Origin of the sequence: Fictibacillus sp. KU28468, from assembly GCF_026153615.1 — a bacterium.
GTDB lineage: Bacteria > Bacillota > Bacilli > Bacillales > Fictibacillaceae > Fictibacillus_C > Fictibacillus_C marinisediminis.
Window position 1 is genome coordinate 1872059 of sequence record NZ_CP110666.1, and the last position, 20848, is coordinate 1892906.

Consider the following 20848-nt stretch of genomic DNA (forward strand, 5'->3'; position numbering starts at 1 on the left):
CCCGATGTTACAAGGTTCCTTTCGTTGGTATTTTTTTCAATCTTTAAATGTGTAGAATTGAGGGGATTTGAAGCGGGAAAAACATCAAATTCTATGTTTTTCTTAAAAAAGCTTGGATTTTCTAGTTTGACAAGATAAATATTTTGACAACAGGTTTACCTATATATAGTATAGTGGTAACTTAACTACATACAACATATAGAAAAAAGATTGGATTTTTTCATAAGGAGGAGAATGATGGGAGTAGCGGTACATGACCCTTCAGGAATTAACATTGAAATGCTGAATAAGGATATTGAACAATTTCCCCAAGTACACCCCATAACAGGTGACATGAAAACAGCGCATAAAGGTGTTTCCCGTCTTGTAATGCTGGACAGGTACAGTTTTAAAGATACAGAGAGGAAAACATTAAAGGAAGGAGATTTCGTTGTATTAACGGTCAAAGAAGACCCGAAATTCCCTGCGAGAGGACTTGGATACATCGTCAGTATCGATTGGGAAGCGAAAACTGCGCGTGTCAGGGTAGAAGATGAGTTCAAGTCTGCCCTTGATAAGCCGGAGGAAGCGGAATCAGGAATTATCAACCGTTCTTTGGACGTGATGGACAAGCCGCTTGAAGTGTTTTATGAGCAGATCGCAAAGAGAAATGCGACAGGGCTAGCAAGTGTGGAAACCACTGAAGAAAAACGTCAGGAATCTTTCGAGAAGTTTTACAAAGAACTTTCCGAGATGAATTTTATTCCGGCAGGACGTGTTCTATATGGTGCCGGTGCAGAAACAGACGTTACGTATTTCAACTGCTACGTGATGCCTTATGTAAAGGATTCAAGAGAAGGAATCTCTGATCATCGTAAACAAGTAATGGAGATCATGAGCCGCGGCGGTGGGGTAGGAACAAACGGTTCGACCTTAAGGCCGAGAAACGCTCTGGCGCGCGGAGTAAACGGGAAATCATCCGGATCGGTATCATGGCTGGATGATATTGCGAAGCTTACCCATCTGGTTGAGCAGGGCGGGAGTCGCCGCGGCGCTCAGATGATCATGCTCGCGGATTGGCACCCTGACATTATCGATTTTATTATTTCAAAAATGCAAAACCCAAGAATCCTTCGTTACCTGATCGAAAATACAGAGGACGAAAAAATTAAGCAGGTCGCTCAGGACAAGCTTAAATTTACTCCGCTGACACCTACGGAAAAAGCGATGTATGAAGGAATTCTACGTTACAAAGAGATTCCGGGAACAGGTGGATTTGATGCAGATGTTCACCGTGAGGCAGAGCGTATGCTGCGTGATGGGGGAACATACAGTGTTCACAATTCCGAATTCCTGACAGGGGCGAATATCTCAGTAACGATCACGAAAGAATTTATGGAAGCTGTAGAAAATGATGAAGAGTACGCTCTTCGCTTCCCGAACGTTGAAAATTACACACCGGAAGAAATGAGAGCTTACAACAAAGAATGGCATGAAGCTGGTGATGTAAGAGTCTGGGAAGAAAAGGGCTACAGCATCCGTGTTTATAAAAGGATCAAAGCAAGAGAGCTTTGGAACCTCATTAACATTTGTGCAACCTACTCAGCTGAACCAGGCATCTTCTTTATCGATAATGCTAACGACATGACCAATGCTGTTGCCTATGGGCAGAAGGTTGTAGCGACAAATCCATGTGGAGAACAGCCTCTTGCACCATATTCAGTCTGTAACCTTGCTGCTGTTAACCTCGGCACCATGGCGGACAAAGAGTACAAAACGATAGATTTTGAGAAATTGGAGCGCACAGTAGAAGTTGGCGTTAGAATGCAAGACAATGTAATTGACGCGACACCTTACTTCCTTGAACCAAACCGCATCCAGGCACTCGGTGAGCGCCGTGTCGGCCTTGGTGTCATGGGTCTTCATGATCTACTCATCTATTGCGAAACAATGTACGGTTCAGAAGAAGGAAACAAGATGGTGGATAAAATCTTTGAAACCATCGCCACTACCGCATACCGTACATCCATCGAGCTTGCCAAAGAAAAAGGAAGCTTCCCGTTCCTGGTGGGAAAGACAGAAGCAGAAACGAAACAGCTTCGTGAGAACTTTATTAAAACCGGCTATATGAAAAAACTGCCGGAAGATATCCATCAAGGCATCTTGAAATACGGGATCAGAAACTCGCATTTATTAACTGTGGCTCCTACAGGAAGCACCGGGACCATGGTTGGTGTCTCGACAGGGCTTGAACCTTACTTCTCCTTCTCGTACTTCAGAAGCGGAAGACTGGGTAAATTTATTGAAGTGAAAGCGGATATCGTCAAAGAATATTTGGATCGGAATCCGGAAGCGGACGAAAACAACCTCCCTGAATTCTTTGTTTCAGCTATGGAATTGTCTCCTGAAGCGCATGCGGATACGCAATGTGTGATCCAAAACTGGGTAGACAGCTCCATAAGTAAAACGGTGAACGCGCCGAAAGGCTATTCTGTCGATCAGGTGAAAAAAGTGTATGAGCGTTTATACAAAGGCGGAGCAAAAGGCGGGACCGTGTATGTGGACGGAAGCCGTGATGCCCAAGTCTTAACGCTGAAGGCTGAGGAGTCATTTGAACAAACAGAAATGAACCTTGGGGAAGAAGAAAAAAGTAAAGTAGTACTTGTAGATACGATTACAGATCTTCGCTCAACAGATGTTACAGTCGGAAACGAGGTTGGCAATACATGCCCAGTCTGCCGCAAAGGAAAAGTAAAAGAAATCGGCGGCTGCAACACGTGCACGAACTGCAACACTCAGCTAAAATGTGGATTGTAAGAACAGTTCTTTTATAAAAGAGGCATGACCTGCGGGTCGGCCTCTTTTTTTACGGACGGAAGTACTGGAAAGGCAAAATCCCACTGCCGCCCGAATATTTTCTTAAGGCGCCCGAAAAAACCTTCTCAGCCGCCCGAAAGCAGTAAATTCATCACGAAAGCGCAGAGCCCAGAGTGCACCCTGTTACATATAAAATCAAACAGCCTTGTCACCCTTTCTTTTGTATAGTAAAATTTTAGACAGAGCAGAGAAAGAATAAATCGGAGGGAACAGCATGCCCCCAACACCCAGCATGGAAGATTATATTGAACGAATCTATGCGTTAATTGAAGAAAAAGGATATGCCAGGGTTTCTGATCTTGCTGAAAGTCTGGAAGTACATCCCTCCTCAGTTACAAAAATGATACAAAAGCTGGATAAAGGAAAGTACCTCGTCTATGAAAAGTATCGCGGATTCGTATTAACGCCAAACGGAAAAAAACTCGGCAAACGCCTCGTTTACCGGCATGAATTACTGGAAGGCTTTTTAAAAGTTATCGGTGTTGACCAGGAAAAAATCTTTGACGACGTAGAAGGAATCGAGCATCATTTAAGCTGGAATGCCATCGACAGGATCGGGGATCTTTTGCAATATTTTGAGGAAGATCCGCAAAGAGTTGAAGCATTAAAAGAGATACAGCAAAAAAATCAGGAACAATCATAACAGGCGTTGTGATTGTTCCTGATTTTTGTTGAATATTGTACTTCCCCTCGTGATTAGGATAATAAAGGGGGGAATTCATGATGATGGTGGATGGAGTATTCTCAGGCGGTGGCATTAAGGGGATATCATTGATAGGTGCCATTCAGGCAGCAGAAGAGAGGGGCCTTCAATTCAAACGTGTAGCCGGAACGAGTGCCGGGGCGCTCGTGGCTTCCCTCGTAGCAGCTGGATATACTTCTGCTGAACTGAAAGATCTTATTCACAATGTCGATTTGAAACAGTTTCTTGATGAAAAGAAATCATGGGTGCCCATACCGTTTATGAATTGGCTGAAGGTGTATTGGAAATTAGGTCTTTATAAAGGGGATGCCCTTGAAAGATGGGTTAAGGAGCTTTTAAAGGCAAAAGGCATTGAGACTTTTGCGGATATTCAGGACGGATCGCTGAAAATTATAGCTTCAGATATTACCCGTGGAAGGCTGGTCGTTCTGCCTGATGACCTGCAGGAATACGGTTTGCTGAAAGAAAAGTTTCCGGTAGCCAGAGCGGTACGGATGAGCTGCAGCATTCCTTACTTTTTTTATCCGATCACCCTTTATAACCGCCTGGGCCAAAAAAGCTTTATTGTAGATGGGGGTGTTTTAAGCAATTTTCCGATTTGGCTGTTTCAGCGAAAAGACAGAACGTCAGAACGGCCGGTCCTTGGGTTTCAGTTAAGTTCATCGTACGGAAATATTCCGGAGCATAAAGTGAACAATGCCTTTAACTTGTTTAAGGCTCTGTTTCAGACGATGATGGAAGCCCATGATAACCGCCATATTTCCAAGTATGATGCGAGTGATATTATTTTTATCCCTGTAAAGGAAATTTCGGTCGTTGATTTCGAACTGGCAGAGGAAACGAAAAATGCTTTAATGGATTTTGGGTATCTGCAGGGAACTGAGTTTTTAAACCGGTGGGTGGCAGGAAAAAAAATATGGACCCCATATAAAAATCGAGCCTAAAAAGAAGCTCGATTTTTTTTCTTATTCTTTTTTCCTTCAATTACTGTGAGGTTGTGTTCTTTTTTACGTTTTTTGAATGGAGCGGGTTTGTTTGCAGCTGAACTCTTCTTAATCGGTGGGGCAGATTGATTATATTTTCGTTTGGACTGCTTTACCGCTTTTTTGTATTTTCCGTTTTCACCGGGACGAAACCGCTGAAAGATAAAATAAACAAGAGCAACAACCAAGCCGATCATGAGCAAATTCGTGATTAACTTTTGAGGTGAAAAGAATAATTGTGACCCAAGTCCAATTACTGCCAACACGATAATAACCCAAATGACTGGATGAAATGATTTTCGATGCAACAGGTTCACCTCCTTGAAGAATTAAACGATTTTTGTACTGTTTTCGAGTTTTCTTTTTTCATGTTCGGCATCCCGGCGGAGCATTTCGGTAAATGACAGGATGGCCACTTCGGTCTGTTCACGGTCAGGTTCTTTCGTGGTGAGAAGCTGTAGCCATAAGCCAGGAAATCCGAGATATTTGAGAACAGGGACATTCCTTAGTTTGTTCGTAATCTGCAAAACTTCAAAAGAAACACCGAGGACTACCGGAATCAGCACTAGTCTGTAAACAACCCGCTGCCATAAAGGATCAGACGGAACGAACAGATAGATAAAGACTCCGACCACTACCGTAAACAGTATGAAACTGCTTCCGCAGCGGTAATGAAGCCTGGTTTGCTTCTTTACATTATCAACGGTAAGTTCAAAACCGTTCTCATAGGCATTAATTACTTTGTGTTCCGCTCCGTGGTATTGAAAGACTCTTTTTATTGTTGGCGTTAAAGACACAAAGTAAATGTACGATAGGAGAAAAAGAAATTTAAAGAATCCCTCCAGCAGGTTTTGGCCGATATGGCTTTGCACCCAAGGCCTGAATGCTTCTGCGAGAAAAACAGGAACTAGGGTAAAAACAAATTTTGCAAACAGAAAAGAGACGATGCCAATAATGGCCAGACTGAAAACGAACATCGCTTTGGATGGGGAGGACTCTTCCTTTTTTAATTCCTCACCTGGCGGGACGTTATATCTTTCAGTAGAGTAGTTCAAATGTTTGGTTCCGTTTGAACTGGCCTCCAGAATAGCCGCGATCCCCCGAAGAAAAGGAACCTTTTTAATCTTGTTCAGCCATGGGCTGTAGCGCTTAATCACTTCGAAATACTCAATACTGTCATCATTCCTGCGGATGGCGGTAACATATGTGTGCTTGCCGGCAAACATCACCCCTTCGACGACTGCCTGGCCGCCGTATGCCGGTTTTTTGTTTTCTGTCATTTCTACACCTCTACCCTTTATGTTTATTAGCTTAATTCTACAGGAAAAAGCTATAAACCTCTAGGCAATCGTTCGTTATCTTTATTTTTCCCATTTTATACATTTTTAACACGGAATATTAATAGAACACAACTTATTGAAAGCAATGAAAGAAAACGGGACATACTGTAAGATGGAGGTGTTTTTTCCAATGGATGATTTTAAACAGGACAAGAATAAGCGAGAAGAACCGATGTCCTTTATGGCCAGGGTGGTCAGTGTTGGATTCTTTGGGGGGCTTTTCTGGGGGCTTGTCGGTTATTTTGCATACTACCTTAATTTGTCCAAGATTGGACCAGGGCTCATCCTTGCACCATGGGCGCTTGGAAAATGGAAGTCGCTATGGCTTGGCCAGCTCATCGGTGTCATTGCCATTTCTCTTCTTTCCATTCTCGTTGCTATTTGTTACCGATATCTTCTAGCAAAAGTAAAAAGTATGGCTGGCGGCCTCTTTTTCGGTATTGTCCTCTGGGTCATCGTTTTTTACTTGCTGCACCCCATATTTCCAGGCTTGGAACCGATGGGTAAAATAGGAAGAAATACGATTGCCACTACACTGTGCCTGTATATTCTGTATGGCATTTTCGTAGGGTACTCCATATCTTTCGAATATCAGGAACGGCAACCTTCAAAAAGCGGGGAAAGTACCTAACTATTCAAAAAAATACCTGTATGATAGAATGTTCATGGAACATTCTATTTTTTTAAGGGGGCCAATCATGGAACGAATACTGGTCATTAACGGCCCGAATCTGAACCGGCTCGGTACAAGGGAGCCCTCCATATACGGTGATGACACACTGGCTTCTCTTGAACAGCGGCTCATTCATTTCGGAGAGATAAAAAACGTGAAGGTAGAGTGCAGGCAATCCAATCATGAAGGGATCTTACTGGACTGGATTCAAGAAGCAGAGAGTAAATTTGGCGGGATCGTCTTAAATGCAGGGGCCTTTACACATTATAGTTATGCAATTCGGGATGCCATTGCTAGTGTGAACATCCCGGTTGTTGAAGTACATATTTCAAACATTCATGCAAGAGAGGAATTTCGCCACCATTCGGTCATCGCACCTGTTGTGGCCGGACAGATCGCAGGTCTTGGGTTCAAGGGCTATGAGCTTGCGATTTTAGCACTGCTTGATTCGTTCAGCTAAAATAGGGCATTAGGGGAGGAAAAGGCATGTCAAGATTAGAGAAATTGAGAGCGGAATTTCAAAACCATGATATTGACGGGCTCATTGTAACATCCGGGAAAAATCGAAGATATCTCAGCGGATTTACAGGAAGTTCTGGTGTGCTTGTCATCTCTGAAAAAGAAGCGAAACTCATTACCGATTTCAGGTATATGGATCAGGCAGCAGAACAAGCGAGAGACTTTGAGGTTATTAAGCACACTTCTGCTATTCAGGAAAAAGCTGTTCAAGCCGCGGCCGAAATGGGAATAAAGAAAGCCGGGTTCGAGCAGGATCATCTCACCTTTGCGCAATACCGCACGTATGAGAAGTACATCTGCAGCCAGGACACGGTGCTTGTGCCGATTTCCGGTCTGATTGAAAAATTACGCTTGATTAAGGATAATTCAGAGATTAAGATATTAAAGGAAGCCGCACAAATTGCGGATGCAGCATTCTCTCATATAACTTCTTACATACGGCCTGGCCTAACTGAGCTTGAGGTCTCGAATGAGCTTGAATTTTTCATGAGGAAGAATGGGGCATCGTCTTCTTCTTTCGATATTATTGTGGCATCAGGCTATCGCTCCGCACTTCCGCATGGAGTAGCTTCTCAGAAGAAAATAAGCGAGGGGGAACTCGTCACCCTTGATTTTGGAGCATACTATAAAGGCTATTGCTCGGATATTACACGGACGGTTGCTGTTGGCGAAATTTCTTCGGAGCTTCGGAAGATTTATGAAACGGTTTATGAAGCACAGGCAAGGGGAATGCAGGGAATAAAACCCGGAATGACTGGAAGGCAGGCAGATGCCTTGACGAGGGACTATATTACCGAACAGGGATACGGTGAAAATTTCGGGCATTCGACGGGTCATGGCATAGGCCTCGAGGTTCATGAAGGACCTAGTCTTGCTGTACATTCAGACATCGTTCTTGAGGCGGGTATGATCGTCACGGTAGAACCGGGAATCTATGTTTCCGGTTTAGGCGGAGTAAGGATTGAAGATGATGCCCTTATTACGGAACAGGGGAATGAATCTCTTACTCATTCTTCAAAAGAAATGCTTATTTTAGGTTAGTATAATCAGGAGGAAAAGCGATGATTTCAGTTAATGATTTTAGAACAGGATTGACCATTGAGGTAGACGGCGGGATTTGGCAGGTAATGGAGTTCCAGCACGTAAAACCAGGAAAAGGAGCTGCCTTCGTTCGTTCTAAGCTCCGCAATCTCCGTACAGGGGGCATTCAGGAAAAAACGTTCCGCGGCGGTGAAAAAGTAGCTAAAGCTCACATCGAGAATAGAAAAATGCAATATTTATATGCTTCAGGTGATACACATACGTTCATGGATAATGAATCGTATGAGCAAACCGAACTCACATCCGCTCAGCTTGAGCATGAATTAAAATTCCTCCTTGAGAACATGGTCGTTCAGATCATGACCTATCAAGGCGAAACCATCGGGGTTGAGCTCCCGAACACGGTAGAATTGGAAGTTACAGAAACAGAACCTGGAATTAAAGGCGATACAGCTTCAGGCGGATCAAAACCAGCTACTCTTGAGACTGGCTTGATTGTACAAGTTCCTTTCTTTATTAACCAAGGCGACAAATTAATCATTGATACACGTTCAGGTGACTACGTTTCCAGAGCATAAATTTACACATGCAAAAAGCTTCATTCCTCATCGGAGGGATGGAGCTTTTTTGTATTTCCTCAGGTCATAAAGCGTGCTGACAAGCATAAGGTATAATACCTATTTCTTTTTGGGGTGGTGCGCTTGGAAAATGTAATGGCCGTGTTGCCGGAAGCTGTCTGTAAATTGATTATCAAGTACCCGAAGGAGCGGTTAGAACAACTTGAGGAAATCCGTTTTCGATTGCAAAAACCGCTTGAGCTGATCATTAATGGCAAACCTGAATACCCTTCCACCGGAAGCGGATATTATATCGTTCGTCCGGAAGATGGCGTTCAGCTGATCAATAAGCTAAGCCGGTATTCCCTTTACGCTCTGGAAGAAGAACTGAAGAGAGGCTATATCACCATCAAAGGCGGACACCGGGTGGGTCTCGCGGGTAAAGTAATCACGGAAAAAGGTGAAGTAAAAGCGATTAGAGATATCGGTTCTTATAACATCCGCATCGCCAGACAAAAAATCGGAAGCGCTGATCCTTTCCTTTCGGTTCTCTACCATAACCGCCGGTGGCTTAACACTTTGATCGTGGGAGCGCCTCAGACAGGAAAAACAACGCTGCTGCGGGATCTTGCAAGAGCGGTCAGTGCGGGATGGCCGGAAAACAATATACCATCCAGCAAAGTAGGCATTGTTGATGAACGCTCAGAGATTGCAGGGAGTGTGAAGGGGGTGCCGCAGTTTGTATTGGGACAAAGAGTGGACGTGCTCGATGCCTGTCCCAAAGCGGAAGGCATGATGATGATGATCCGGTCGATGAGCCCGGAAGTGCTGATTGTTGATGAGATTGGAAGAAAAGAAGATGTGGATGCCATTCTGGAAGCGATGAACGCAGGGGTAGGAATGATGATGACCGTTCACGGACACTCCCTTGAAGAAGCGCTCCGGCGTCCTGCCATTTCCCCTCTTGCTGATATGAAGCTTTTTGACAGGTACATTGAACTGACAAGGGCAGGCAAACCTGGCACCGTCCGAGGGATCTATGATGAGAACAGGAAGCGTATCTCTGCAGAAATGAAGAGCAGGCCATGAACTGGTTTGGAGCGGTACTTATTCTACTGTCGACTACATGGATCGGCTTTGAGCTGGCTAAAAAAGTAAGAGAAAGGCCGAAACAGCTTAGACAGCTGAAAGTAGGCCTCCAATCGCTGGAGGCAGAAATCATGTACGGCCTCATTCCGCTTGATGAAGCCTTCCTCCATCTCAGTACCCAGCTGAAAGGGCCGGTTGCCGAATTTTTTCTCGATGTATCGAATCGGCTGGAGGAATCGGCTTCTTCTGTACTGGATGCTTGGGAGACTGGTTTAGCCGGTCTGTCCGACGCCTCTGCCTTTAAAAAAGAGGAGATCGAGATCCTCAGGCAGTTCGGCGCAACCCTTGGGAGACACGACCGGGAAAACCAGCAAAGACAAATCAAGTTAACACTCGCACATCTGGAGAGAGAACTTTCTGAAGCGAACGAAGCACAGTTGAAATATGAAAGAATGTACAAGAGTCTCGGTATTCTTGCGGGGCTGCTTCTCATCATCTTATTGTTCTAGTCATGGGAGGAAATCAGATGGGTTTTGAAGTGAACGTTGTCTTTCAAATTGCTGGTCTTGGAATCATTGTGGCGATGCTGCACAGTGTTCTGAAGATGGTTGGAAAAGAAGATTATGCAAATTGGGTGACACTGCTTGGGTTCATAGTAGCGTTATTTATCGTTATTTCACTTTTAAGCGACCTGTTTCAAAAAGTGAAAGGCGTCTTTCTTTTTCAGTAACTGAAGGGGGTTTCCAACATTGAGATTCTTCAAATTGTAGGATTAGGTTTAATAGGTACGTTTCTTGCTCTCATTCTGAAAGAACAAAAAACGTCCTTTGCCTTTTTGCTTACCCTCGTTGTAGGAATTACGATCTTTCTATTCTTGATCGATCAGATTGCTCTAGTGTTAAGGATGCTGGAGCACCTGGCTGAAGAAGCACATATCAATCTTATGTACGTTGAAACGATCATGAAGATCATCGGTATTGCATATATTGCCGAGTTCGGTTCACAGATTACGAGGGACGCCGGGCAGGGTGCAATCGCTGCCAAGATAGAACTTGCGGGCAAAATTCTCATTCTTGTCATGGCGATCCCGATCTTGTCTATCATTATTGAGACAGTCATTAACTTGATTCCGAAGTAGGAGGTGATGAAGACGGCACAACAGGAATTATTATCCAAGAAATTAATCTTTTTATTTCTTTTGTTATATGGACTCTATACATGGAACAATGGAGTGCAGCCGGCCAGAGCCTCTTCCATCACCCAAAACATCATGGATGATCAGCTGTCCAAGCTTGGGGTAGAGGATATTAAAGAATATTGGACAACCATTATGACAGACTACGGAGGCTTTTTGCCGGAAACGCAAAAAGGGTCTCTGATGGAATTCATAAAAGGAGAAAAAGATTTTAGTATAAAAGCATGGGCATTAGGCATCTTAAAATATTTATTCTATGAAGTTCTTATTCAAGGGAAGCTGCTTGGCACGCTCATTTTACTGACTGTTTTCAGTATGCTGCTGCAGACGATCCAAAATGCATTTGAGCAACATACTATCAGCAAGGTCGCATATTCTATCATCTATATGGTATTGATCATCCTTGCCTTAAACAGCTTCCACATCGCCATGCAATATGCCCAGGAATCGATCAGTACGATGATGAACTTTATGATGGCTCTCGTGCCTCTCCTGCTCGCTCTGATGGCCACAGTAGGAAGCGTGACATCGGTTGCATTTTTTCACCCGGTCATCGTGTTTCTGGTCAATTCGAGCGGTCTTTTAATCAACAATTTTGTTCTCCCCTTATTATTCCTGTCGGCGTTGCTGAGCATTGTGAGCACACTGTCTGAGCATCATAAGGTCACCCAGCTGGCAAAGCTGCTGAGATCTATTGGTATGGGGGCGCTGGCTGTTTTTTTTACGGTTTTTCTAAGTGTGATCAGTGTACAGGGAGCGACGACAGCGGTAGCTGACGGAATTACGGTAAAAACCGCCAAATTTATCACCGGCAACTTCATCCCTGTCGTGGGCCGGATGTTTACGGATGCGACGGATACAGTCATGAGTGCCTCAGTACTATTGAAAAATACAGTTGGTATTGCAGGCGTTGCCATCTTGTTTCTCCTGGCTGTTTTTCCAGCCATCAAAGTACTTGCTCTGGGGTTTATCTACAGTTTTGCAGCTGCAGTCCTTCAGCCGCTGGGAGGCGGACCGATCATCGAATGCCTGGGTATTATCGGAAAAAGCGTGTTGTATATTTTTGCAGCCCTGGCAACGGTCTCCATCATGTTCTTTCTTGCGGTAACGGTTATTGTAGCAGCAGGAAATCTATCATTAATGATCCGTTAGCAGGAGGCCAAGATGAATTTTTTGACAGACTGGATTTCAAATATCGTACTGATCATTCTCCTTGCTGTCATCGTGGATTTGCTCATACCCAATAGCAGTTTTCAAAAATATATCAAAATGGTGGTCGGACTGCTTCTGATCCTGGCGATCCTCAACCCAATACTAAAAATTGCCGGATCCAATGTGGACAAAGTATTCGAGGCGATCGGTGTTGAGCATAAGTTCAATGAGAATGATATAAAAAATTCGATAGAAAAGAATAAAAGAGAAATACAAGACTCCCAGTCTGCATATATTTTAGAACAAACGCGTGTCCACATGGAAAACCTAGTAAAAGAGGAGTTGAAGGCAAACTATGGTGTAACGATACTAAGTCTGCAATTGATCCCTAAAAATGGACCTGCTCAAGGTAAGCTGAAAGCAAATGACATAGATTCAGTCCATGTCATCATCGGGCAGGGCGGAGATAAGAAAGACATAATGGTACCGGCTGTTAAGAACGTGGAAATAAACGCAGATCAACCTGTCCAGAAAGAAAAAGAAACGCAAATTAAAGCTAATCCTGTTCAATCGTTCCTAGCAAAGAAATGGCAGATGAAAAAAGAGAACGTAATGATCTCTACGGAAGGAGGAGAGGAAAATGGCGGGTAGGAGTAAGGGATCGCTTCAAAAAATATTGGACCTGCTTCCCGGCGGCAACGGCAAAAAAGGGCCGCCTCCTTATATCTGGCTTCTTCTGCTGCTTGGTTTTGCCATTATGATCGCAAGTAAAATTTTCACCCCGCCATCTTCGGAGAACGGTAGCTTGCCAACGGCTTCCATAAAGGCGCCGGAAGAAGCAAAAACCGTATTTAAATCCTCCGGGACCTCTACTTCAAAGAAGTTCAGAGCGTACGAAGATAACTATGAAACACAATTGAAAGACATTTTAGAGCAGATCTCCGGTGTTAAGAAGGTCAGGGTGATGGTTACTCTTGATACTACGGAGATCAAGGAGATTGAGAAGAACGAGAGAAGGCAAAATCAGACGACCAAAGAAACGGATAAGAACGGCGGAGAGCGAACGATCAATGACATCAAAACCGATGAAGAAGTGGTTACGATTAAAAGCGGTGATGAAGAAAGGCCCATCATCATAACGACGGAGAAGCCTAAAGTCCGTGGTGTAATCGTGGCTGCAGAGGGTGCGGAAAACCTGCGCATAAAGGAAATGATCATAGATGCGGTTACAAAAGTATTTGATATTGGAAGCGACAGAGTATCAGTGATACCGAAAAAATTTGAGGGGGAATAAGAAATGCTATTAAAGAAACAAACTGTTTGGCTATTAACAATGCTTAGCTTGATCATCGTCCTGTCCGTATACTATATCACCGCTCCAGGATCGGGAGATGACCTTGCTTATTTAGAAAAGGGAAAAAATACAGCGTCATCTAAGCAGGAGCAGGCAGCAAAGAACAAGAAAGGATCTGAAGCAGCCGTTACAAGTGCTGCAGGAGATGATCTATTTACCGCTCTCCGCATGAAGAGAGACGAATCACGCGACGAACTAAGCAGCAAGTATACAGCGGCTATCGCTTCACCAAATGCTTCAGCCGAGGTTCAAACGGAAGCGCTTGCTAAAATTTCAGAACTGCAGTCCCTGACCATGAAAGAATCTACATTGGAAACCTTGATTAAAACAATGGGCTACGATGATGCTCTCGTAAATACGATGGATGATGAAGTCAGAATCATTGTAAAAGGAAAACATTCTTCTAAAGAAGCAGTTAAGATTATGAAAAAGGCTGAAGAACAGCTGGGGAACAAACAAGTGGCTGTTGAGTTTCAAAAACCTGCAAAGTAAGCCGGGGATTATGCCCCGGTTTTTTATTTTTTTCCATTTATTCCAGGTAGTATGGCAATTGGTAACATTGGTCAAGATGATACTGAAGAAAAAATAGAGCAACCGCTTACAATGCAGAAAGAATTCATGTAGTATGTACATGTAAAGCGATTTAATCTATTCTTTATACCTAAATTATGATATGCTTTGCTAGTACCAGGTAACAATAGAAGGTGCTAAACTACGGCAGACAACACCGTGTATAGATCGAAAAAGGAGTGGAATTTGCGTGTTGAAAATACAAGAAATCCGAGAATTGATTAAACTAATTGACAAATCCAGTATTGATGAATTCCAATTTGAAAATGACGGTGAAAAAATCGTCCTAAAGAAAAATGAAACGAGTGTACAGCAAGGATATGAACCAGCTGATGCACCGGCAGCCATTCAGGCGGCGCCTGCTCAGGCTGCTCCTGAAGCTTCAGTTCCGGCAGAAGCTCCTCAAGCTCCTGTTAGTGAGAAAAAGGAAGATGCCAACTTACATAAGATTGAATCTCCAATGGTTGGTACGTTTTACGCATCATCATCACCAGAAAACCCTGCTTATGTAAAAACAGGAGATAAAGTCAGCAAAGACTCCATCGTATGTATTATTGAGGCGATGAAGCTGTTTAATGAAATTGAAGCAGAAGTAAACGGGGAAATCGTAGAAATCCTCGTTGAAAACGGGCAGCTCGTTGAGTATGGACAGCCCCTCTTTTTAGTTAAAGCGGAATAGAGGTGTCTTCTACTATGATTAAAAAGCTGTTAGTTGCCAACCGGGGAGAAATTGCGGTCCGGATCATCAGAGCATGTAAAGAATTAAACATAGAAACGGTCGCTGTCTACTCAGAAGCGGACAAGGATGCGCTGCATGTGCGTTTAGCGGATGAAGCGTATTGCATTGGGCCTAAGTCTTCTAAAGACAGCTATTTAAACTTCACCAACATCATGAGTACGGCGATGCTGACAGGCAGTGATGCCATTCATCCAGGCTACGGATTTTTAGCGGAGAATGCTGATTTTGCTGAGATTTGTGCAGAATGCAATGTTACGTTTGTCGGGCCGAGCGCTGAAGCCATTAATAAAATGGGCATAAAAGACGTTGCCCGTGCAACGATGAAAGAAGCAGGTGTGCCGATCGTACCTGGTTCAAACGGAATTATTTCGGGTAAAGAAGAAGCAATTGAACTTGCGGAAGAAATTGGGTATCCTGTTATTATTAAAGCCACTGCCGGGGGCGGAGGAAAGGGTATCCGTATCGCAAAGACGGAGGCGGAACTGATTAAAGGCATCTCCATTACTCAGCAGGAAGCCGCAACAGCATTTGGAAACCCGGGAGTTTACATTGAAAAGTTCATTGAAGATTTCCGTCATGTTGAAATTCAGGTTCTTGCTGATAAATACGGAAATGTCATTCACCTTGGCGAAAGAGACTGCAGTATTCAGAGACGGATGCAGAAGCTATTAGAAGAAACACCATCACCGGCCATCTCACCGGAAAAGCGTGAGGAGATGGGAAGTGCCGCTGTGAAGGCCGCAGAAGCGGTAAACTATTCAGGGGCCGGAACGGTTGAGTTTATCTTCGATCATAACAGCGGTGATTTTTACTTCATGGAAATGAACACCCGAATCCAGGTTGAACATCCGGTAACAGAGATGGTAACTGGCATTGATTTGATCAAACAGCAGATTCGTGTCGCTTCTGGTGAACATTTAAGTGTTTCGCAGGAAGACATTGAATTCCAGGGCTGGTCCATCGAGTGCCGGATTAACGCAGAGAATCCTGAAAAGAATTTTATGCCGTCTGCAGGCAAGATTGAAATGTACCTGCCTCCGGGCGGGTTGGGAGTCCGAGTGGATTCAGCCGCATATCCGGGCTACACGATTCCTCCGTATTATGATTCCATGATTGCAAAGGTGATCACATATGGCAATACGAGACAAGAAGCAATCGACCGAATGAAAAGGGCATTGAATGAGTTTGTCATTGAAGGCGTGCATACCACCATTCCTTTCCATCTGCGCCTTTTAAATCATGCCACTTTTGTAAACGGCGACTTTAATACTAAGTTTTTAGAAATTCACGACTTGACGTCAAAGTCTGTAAATTAGGCACGGAGGTGTAATCAATGATGAGTGAGCTTACATTTGAGATGGAAGAGCATCAATCTGAACTTGGAAGAGTGGAAATATCTCCCGAAGTGATTGAAGTGATTGCCAGCATCGCTGCATCTGATGTTGAAGGTGTCGCTTCAATGCGAGGCAACTTTGCGACAGGTGTAGCTGAGCGCTTCGGGAAAAAGTCTCATAGCAAGGGCGTAAAAGTTGAGCTGGGAGAAGAAGGTATTGCCATCAGTGTATATGTGATCATGAATTATGGTGTTTCTATACCTGAAGTGGCACAGAGTATCCAGGACCATATCCGGCAAGGACTCAAGAATATGACAGCCCTTGAGGCAAGTGAGATTAACATTTTTGTTGTCGGTGTCCAGTTTGAGACAAAAGAAAAGCCGCTGGAAGCGCCTGAAGCATATTGATAAAGGGGATTCTCATATCCCCTTTATTTTTTTGCGATTGTTAACTCTTAAGGACATATGATATGATTTCACTTATATTAAGGTACGAACGAGAAAGGAAGTAAAAAATGAAACGTAGACTTGCAAGAGAAAAGGCATTTCAGTCTTTATTCCAAATCGAGGTCAGTGATATTGAACCGGAAGCTGCAATCGCACATGTTTTGGAAGAAGGAGAAAAAGAGGACGAATTTCTTCATTCCCTCGTGTTCGGAACAGTTCAAAACAAACAGGAGATAGATGAAATCATCGCCAATCATTTGGAAAACTGGAGCTTCTCCCGTTTAGCGAACGTTGAAAAGGCAGTACTGCGCCTCGCAGTTTACGAAATGCAGTTTCATGGGGATATTCCCGTTAATGTATCCATGAATGAAGCGATTGAACTTGCAAAGATCTTCGGAGGAGAAGAGTCAGGCCGTTTTGTCAACGGTGTTCTCGTAAAGATTGTCCAGCATTTTTCAAAATAGGGTACCTGCAGGAGATGCGGTAGGCTCAAAATCAAAAGGAGACGTTTCATGCAAAATGACCGTTATGTAACGATAAGTTCAGTTACCCGTTACATTAAGCGGGTATTCGAAAAAGATGACAACCTCAATAACGTCTGGGTCCGCGGAGAACTATCCAATGTCAAACGACATAGCCGCGGTCATTTGTATTTCACACTAAAAGATGAACAAAGCAGAGTCAATGCCGTGATGTTTGCCGGCAATAACCGCTTTCTTTCTTTTCAGCCCGAAGATGGGATGAAGGTACTGATTCAGGGCGAAATCTCGGTATATGAACCGCAGGGCCAATACCAGCTGTATGCCCGGACCATGAAAAAAGACGGAGTAGGAAACTTGTTTCTGGCTTATGAAGAGCTGAAAAAAAAGCTCGAAATGGAGGGTCTGTTCGAATCTTCCCGGAAAAAGAAAATTCCTTCGTTTCCGGATGAAATCGGGGTCATCACCTCACCGACCGGAGCAGCGGTAAGGGATATTTTGACAACGATTAAACGCCGCTTTCCCATTTCAAAAGTAACCGTTTATCCTGTGCTAGTTCAAGGGGCCGGAGCGGCTGCTTCTATCGCAAATGCGATTGAAAAGGCCAACAGGGGCTCTGCCAATGTCTTGATTGTTGGACGGGGCGGCGGATCCATCGAAGAACTTTGGGCTTTTAATGAAGAACTGGTAGCTAGGGCGATCTATCAATCCTCGATACCCGTTATTTCTGCTGTCGGACATGAGACTGATTTTACCATCGCCGATTTTGTAGCTGACTTGAGAGCGCCTACCCCGACTGCAGCTGCTGAATTGGCTGTTCCTCATATCGCTGAGCTCGAAGACAGGCTCGGTCAGCGCAAATTGAGGTTGACCCGTGCGATGGGTGACCAAATCTCACAAAATCGCCAGCAGCTGTCAAGGCTGCAAAAGTCATATGCCTTTCGCTATCCTGATCAGCTGATCAAGCAAAAAGAGGTTGAGCTCGACAGGGTGCTTGAAGCGATGACGAGAGAGGTGCAGCGGAATATCGAGCGCCAGAAAAACAGGATCAGCCAGAATCAAAAACAGCTGTCCTATTTCTCCCCTGGGGAACAGATCCTTAATTTGAAAGAGAAGCAGCTGAAGCTTAGGAAATCATTGATTCGATACATGGAACAGCAAGTAAAGGGCGGTCAGTCAGGCTTTCAAAGCAAACTTTCACGCTTGAATGCCTTGAGTCCGCTGGCGGTTATGGAAAGGGGCTACAGTCTTGTTTATACGGAAGACGAGCAGCTCGTAAAAAAAGTGAGCCAGGTGCAGCCTGGAGATACCATTAAGGTTCGCCTGCAGGATGGAAAACTGGATTGCCAGGTTTGGGGATTGGAGGAGAAGAACAATGGCTGAAAAAAATAATATTACCTTTGAGGAAGCAATGGAACAGCTTGAACAAATCGTTGAGCGTTTGGAAGAAGGGGATGTTCCTCTAGAAGAGAGCATAGATCTGTTTCAGCAGGGAATGGCTCTTTCGAAAGTATGCCATTCTAAACTGCAGAACATTGAAAAGAAAATGGATACCATCATGAAAGATAATGGAGATGCTGCACCGTTTATCATTCAGGAAGAAGATCAATAATATGGATATCCAACATTACCTGCAAGGCAAAAGGCAGCTCATCAATGATCATCTCCCTTCCTTTTTAGCTGAAAAATCCATTCCTAGCCTATTAAAAGATTCCATGCTCTATTCGCTTCAAGCAGGAGGAAAACGGCTGAGACCCATCTTGACATTGGCTGTTCTTGATGCGTTCGGAAAGAATTCGGAAGCTGGTATTGAAGCCGCCTGTGCACTTGAGATGGTGCATACATATTCATTGATCCATGATGATCTTCCATGTATGGATGATGATGATTACAGGAGAGGCAAGCCGACTAACCATAAAACTTTCGGAGAAGCGACAGCCATACTGGCAGGGGATGCACTGTTAACGTTCAGTTTTCAGATGATTGCTGGCAGCAGCACGTATACCCCCGAACAGAAAGTGGCCCTTCTTACCATTCTGTCCGAAGCATCCGGGGCAGAGGGAATGGTGGCCGGACAAGCTGTGGATATGGAATCAGAAAATCAGGAACTGACGATTGAGGAACTGCAATCGATCCATGAAAGGAAAACTGGGCGATTGCTTGAAGCATCTGTTCTTTTTGGCGCTGTACTGGCAGATGCGGATGCTGAAGAATTCGAGCACCTCGGAGTGTTCAGCCGGCATCTGGGAATCGCTTTCCAGATACAGGATGATATTCTTGATGTGACCGGCGATTCCCAGCTCATGGGCAAACAAGCCGGAAGCGATGAACATAACTATAAAAGCACCTATCCAAAACTTCTGACTCTTGAGGGAGCCAAGGAACAGCTAGCTCATCATATCAAGCTGGCTAAAGATAATCTTCGGAAAACAAAAGTGGATCCTGTCATACTTGAAGGGATCACGGATTATATTGTAAGTAGAAACCACTAGTGTTTCAGCCATATTGTTGGTATTCGAGATTTATGGTATGATAGAAAATACTTTGGAGTGGTGCAGTATTCTAGTCAGTCTCCCATTCTTGAAGGCGGGCCTAAAAATCCGCCAAAGGGCACATCGATGAAGTTCCTGGTGTTGGCTTGAGGCGCCCAGCCTTGGGTTAACGCTGGGAGTTAAGGTCGCAGGGCGATCCACAATGGCATGTGGGCGTTGACCCTGCTTCCGCGGAGACCCCCATCTTTACGGCTTGCGTTCTAATACCTTGCTGTGAAATGGGGTTTGAACCTGTTTATGTTCTGCGAACAGCGGAAACATGCAGCGTAGCCTGCCTTGAGTGGAGCTTGAGGGGATTATGGTCATAGGGACGATGGATGGTTGGCCGCCTGAAATCTGTTCATGCTATATGAAATCATCTCTGCAAAAGAGGCTAGGGAAATGGGGAAGGGCTGTTGAGGAAAACTCCTAGACTGTTCCCACCGACATTCAAAAAGGATTATAGTGCGGACTAAGTGGCAATCCAGTCTAACGTTTGGCGACATCGTTAAGGAGGAAGTAAAGGGAAACCGCGGAGATGGCGACATTTCCGTTTCCTCTTGGGAAAACCTACTGGACCTAAGCCGCAGCGTTTACTTTTTGAATGACCACTCCTATTACATAATTCAAATGGAACCTTACGTTTGATCTTGGCGTAAGGCGTTCATTATATTTAGGGAGATTTTATGAAACATTCTTTTCATAAATCGCTAAAATGGAGTACAGGCATTGCCGTTATCACGCTCGTGTTAGCGGCAATTTTTTCAGTAGCTTCCACCCTGCTGCTGAGTGGTGTATCATGGGGCATGGGTATGGTGATTGTGTTAATTATTGTTCTTATTGGGGTATTTTTTGATATCATTGGAGTAGCATCAACTGCAGCTAATGAAGTTCCTTTTCATGCCATGGCATCTGAAAAAGTGCCGGGTGCCAGACATGCCATACTAATTACAAGGAATGCTGACAGGGTAGCCAATTTCTGCAATGATGTGATTGGAGATATATCAGGCATTATCAGCGGAACGGCTTCGGCCGCGGTAATTGTTGAATTGACAATGAACCTTGGGCGTGGAGAAGGAACGGTGTTTGAACATACAGTTTCCATCTTGTTTACCGGGATTATTGCGTCTATTACGGTTGGAGGAAAAGCGTTCGGAAAATCATATGCGATCCATCATGCCACAGCCATTATTTTTCAAGTGGGCCGTTTAATATATTTTTTTGAGGAAAAATTAAAGATTAAACTATTTGATACTTCTTCTAATAGAGGAAAGAGAAGGAATTAAA

Annotated in this window: 25 protein-coding genes; 23 read left to right on the forward strand and 2 right to left on the reverse strand. The window is 44.1% G+C overall.

Annotation, left to right across the window (positions count from 1 at the left end; translation table 11 throughout):
- Positions 1-237 precede the first annotated feature (237 nt).
- From OKX00_RS09675 to OKX00_RS09685, 3 genes are all read left to right on the forward strand, one after another.
- Positions 238-2796, forward strand: a complete 2559-nt coding sequence (locus OKX00_RS09675) for a vitamin B12-dependent ribonucleotide reductase (RefSeq protein ID WP_053357912.1) — start codon at positions 238-240, stop codon at positions 2794-2796.
- Positions 2797-3070: 274 nt separating this feature from the next.
- Complete coding sequence (gene mntR, locus OKX00_RS09680; RefSeq protein WP_091004697.1) at positions 3071-3499, forward strand: transcriptional regulator MntR; 429 nt, start codon at positions 3071-3073, stop codon at positions 3497-3499.
- Positions 3500-3576: 77 nt separating this feature from the next.
- Entirely contained in the window at positions 3577-4503 is a 927-nt protein-coding gene (locus tag OKX00_RS09685) for a patatin-like phospholipase family protein (RefSeq protein ID WP_322114358.1), read from the forward strand.
- On the opposite strand, the gene OKX00_RS09690 is transcribed toward OKX00_RS09685, so the two are convergent.
- Positions 4500-4859 (reverse strand): SA1362 family protein, encoded by a 360-nt coding sequence (locus OKX00_RS09690; RefSeq protein ID WP_234293245.1) that lies wholly within the window; start codon positions 4857-4859, stop codon positions 4500-4502. The two genes, OKX00_RS09685 and OKX00_RS09690, sit on opposite strands and share 4 nt — an antisense overlap.
- 12 nt (positions 4860-4871) lie before the next feature.
- A complete protein-coding gene (locus tag OKX00_RS09695) occupies positions 4872-5822 on the reverse strand; it encodes a DUF1385 domain-containing protein (protein ID WP_053357915.1) in 951 nt (316 codons plus the stop codon).
- 190 nt (positions 5823-6012) lie between these two features.
- Between OKX00_RS09695 and OKX00_RS09700 the strand changes: the two genes are divergently transcribed.
- The 20 genes from OKX00_RS09700 (at position 6013) to OKX00_RS09795 (ending at position 20847) form a co-directional block, all read left to right on the forward strand.
- Positions 6013-6513: a YqhR family membrane protein gene (locus tag OKX00_RS09700; RefSeq protein WP_062235058.1), complete on the forward strand. Its 501-nt coding sequence runs from the start codon at positions 6013-6015 to the stop codon at positions 6511-6513.
- A 67-nt stretch (positions 6514-6580) separates the two neighbouring features.
- Positions 6581-7015, forward strand: a complete 435-nt coding sequence (gene aroQ / locus OKX00_RS09705) for a type II 3-dehydroquinate dehydratase (protein WP_265410234.1) — start codon at positions 6581-6583, stop codon at positions 7013-7015.
- 26 nt (positions 7016-7041) lie between these two features.
- Entirely contained in the window at positions 7042-8115 is a 1074-nt protein-coding gene (locus OKX00_RS09710; RefSeq protein WP_265410235.1) for a M24 family metallopeptidase, read from the forward strand.
- Between the two features lie 20 nt (positions 8116-8135).
- Positions 8136-8693: an elongation factor P gene (gene efp / locus OKX00_RS09715; RefSeq protein ID WP_053357919.1), complete on the forward strand. Its 558-nt coding sequence runs from the start codon at positions 8136-8138 to the stop codon at positions 8691-8693.
- A 123-nt stretch (positions 8694-8816) separates the two neighbouring features.
- Entirely contained in the window at positions 8817-9761 is a 945-nt protein-coding gene (gene spoIIIAA / locus OKX00_RS09720; RefSeq protein ID WP_265410236.1) for a stage III sporulation protein AA, read from the forward strand.
- The gene (gene spoIIIAB, locus OKX00_RS09725; RefSeq protein WP_265410237.1) at positions 9758-10270 is read left to right on the forward strand and encodes a stage III sporulation protein SpoIIIAB; all 513 of its coding nucleotides are present in this window, start codon (positions 9758-9760) and stop codon (positions 10268-10270) included. The genes spoIIIAA and spoIIIAB overlap by 4 nt, the downstream gene beginning before the upstream one ends.
- Positions 10271-10287: 17 nt before the next feature.
- Positions 10288-10491 (forward strand): stage III sporulation protein AC, encoded by a 204-nt coding sequence (gene spoIIIAC / locus OKX00_RS09730; protein WP_053357922.1) that lies wholly within the window; start codon positions 10288-10290, stop codon positions 10489-10491.
- 18 nt (positions 10492-10509) lie between these two features.
- Positions 10510-10899: a stage III sporulation protein AD gene (spoIIIAD, locus tag OKX00_RS09735; protein ID WP_082683440.1), complete on the forward strand. Its 390-nt coding sequence runs from the start codon at positions 10510-10512 to the stop codon at positions 10897-10899.
- A 6-nt stretch (positions 10900-10905) separates the two neighbouring features.
- Positions 10906-12108, forward strand: coding sequence for a stage III sporulation protein AE (gene spoIIIAE, locus OKX00_RS09740; RefSeq protein WP_265410238.1), 1203 nt, complete (start codon positions 10906-10908; stop codon positions 12106-12108).
- A 12-nt stretch (positions 12109-12120) separates the two neighbouring features.
- Positions 12121-12759, forward strand: coding sequence for a stage III sporulation protein AF (gene spoIIIAF, locus OKX00_RS09745; RefSeq protein WP_265410239.1), 639 nt, complete (start codon positions 12121-12123; stop codon positions 12757-12759).
- Entirely contained in the window at positions 12749-13402 is a 654-nt protein-coding gene (gene spoIIIAG / locus OKX00_RS09750) for a stage III sporulation protein AG (protein WP_265410240.1), read from the forward strand. The genes spoIIIAF and spoIIIAG overlap by 11 nt, the downstream gene beginning before the upstream one ends.
- A 3-nt stretch (positions 13403-13405) precedes the next feature.
- Complete coding sequence (locus OKX00_RS09755) at positions 13406-13954, forward strand: SpoIIIAH-like family protein (protein WP_062235081.1); 549 nt, start codon at positions 13406-13408, stop codon at positions 13952-13954.
- Between the two features lie 268 nt (positions 13955-14222).
- Positions 14223-14711 (forward strand): acetyl-CoA carboxylase biotin carboxyl carrier protein, encoded by a 489-nt coding sequence (gene accB / locus OKX00_RS09760; RefSeq protein ID WP_265410241.1) that lies wholly within the window; start codon positions 14223-14225, stop codon positions 14709-14711.
- A 14-nt stretch (positions 14712-14725) separates the two neighbouring features.
- Complete coding sequence (accC, locus tag OKX00_RS09765; protein WP_265410242.1) at positions 14726-16087, forward strand: acetyl-CoA carboxylase biotin carboxylase subunit; 1362 nt, start codon at positions 14726-14728, stop codon at positions 16085-16087.
- Between the two features lie 20 nt (positions 16088-16107).
- The gene (locus tag OKX00_RS09770) at positions 16108-16512 is read left to right on the forward strand and encodes an Asp23/Gls24 family envelope stress response protein (protein ID WP_053358532.1); all 405 of its coding nucleotides are present in this window, start codon (positions 16108-16110) and stop codon (positions 16510-16512) included.
- A 107-nt stretch (positions 16513-16619) separates the two neighbouring features.
- On the forward strand, positions 16620-17015 hold the full coding sequence (nusB, locus tag OKX00_RS09775; RefSeq protein ID WP_062235088.1) for a transcription antitermination factor NusB: 396 nt from the start codon (positions 16620-16622) through the stop codon (positions 17013-17015).
- Between the two features lie 48 nt (positions 17016-17063).
- Positions 17064-18413 carry an exodeoxyribonuclease VII large subunit gene (gene xseA, locus OKX00_RS09780; protein ID WP_265410243.1) on the forward strand — a complete coding sequence of 450 codons (1350 nt, stop codon included), beginning with the start codon at positions 17064-17066 and terminating at the stop codon, positions 18411-18413.
- Positions 18406-18642 (forward strand): exodeoxyribonuclease VII small subunit, encoded by a 237-nt coding sequence (locus tag OKX00_RS09785; protein ID WP_053357932.1) that lies wholly within the window; start codon positions 18406-18408, stop codon positions 18640-18642. Before xseA ends, OKX00_RS09785 begins: the two co-directional genes overlap by 8 nt.
- Position 18643: 1 nt before the next feature.
- Positions 18644-19522 (forward strand): polyprenyl synthetase family protein, encoded by an 879-nt coding sequence (locus OKX00_RS09790; protein WP_265410244.1) that lies wholly within the window; start codon positions 18644-18646, stop codon positions 19520-19522.
- A gap of 725 nt (positions 19523-20247) precedes the next feature.
- Positions 20248-20847 carry a hypothetical protein gene (locus tag OKX00_RS09795; protein WP_265410245.1) on the forward strand — a complete coding sequence of 200 codons (600 nt, stop codon included), beginning with the start codon at positions 20248-20250 and terminating at the stop codon, positions 20845-20847.
- Position 20848: the final 1 nt, after the last annotated feature.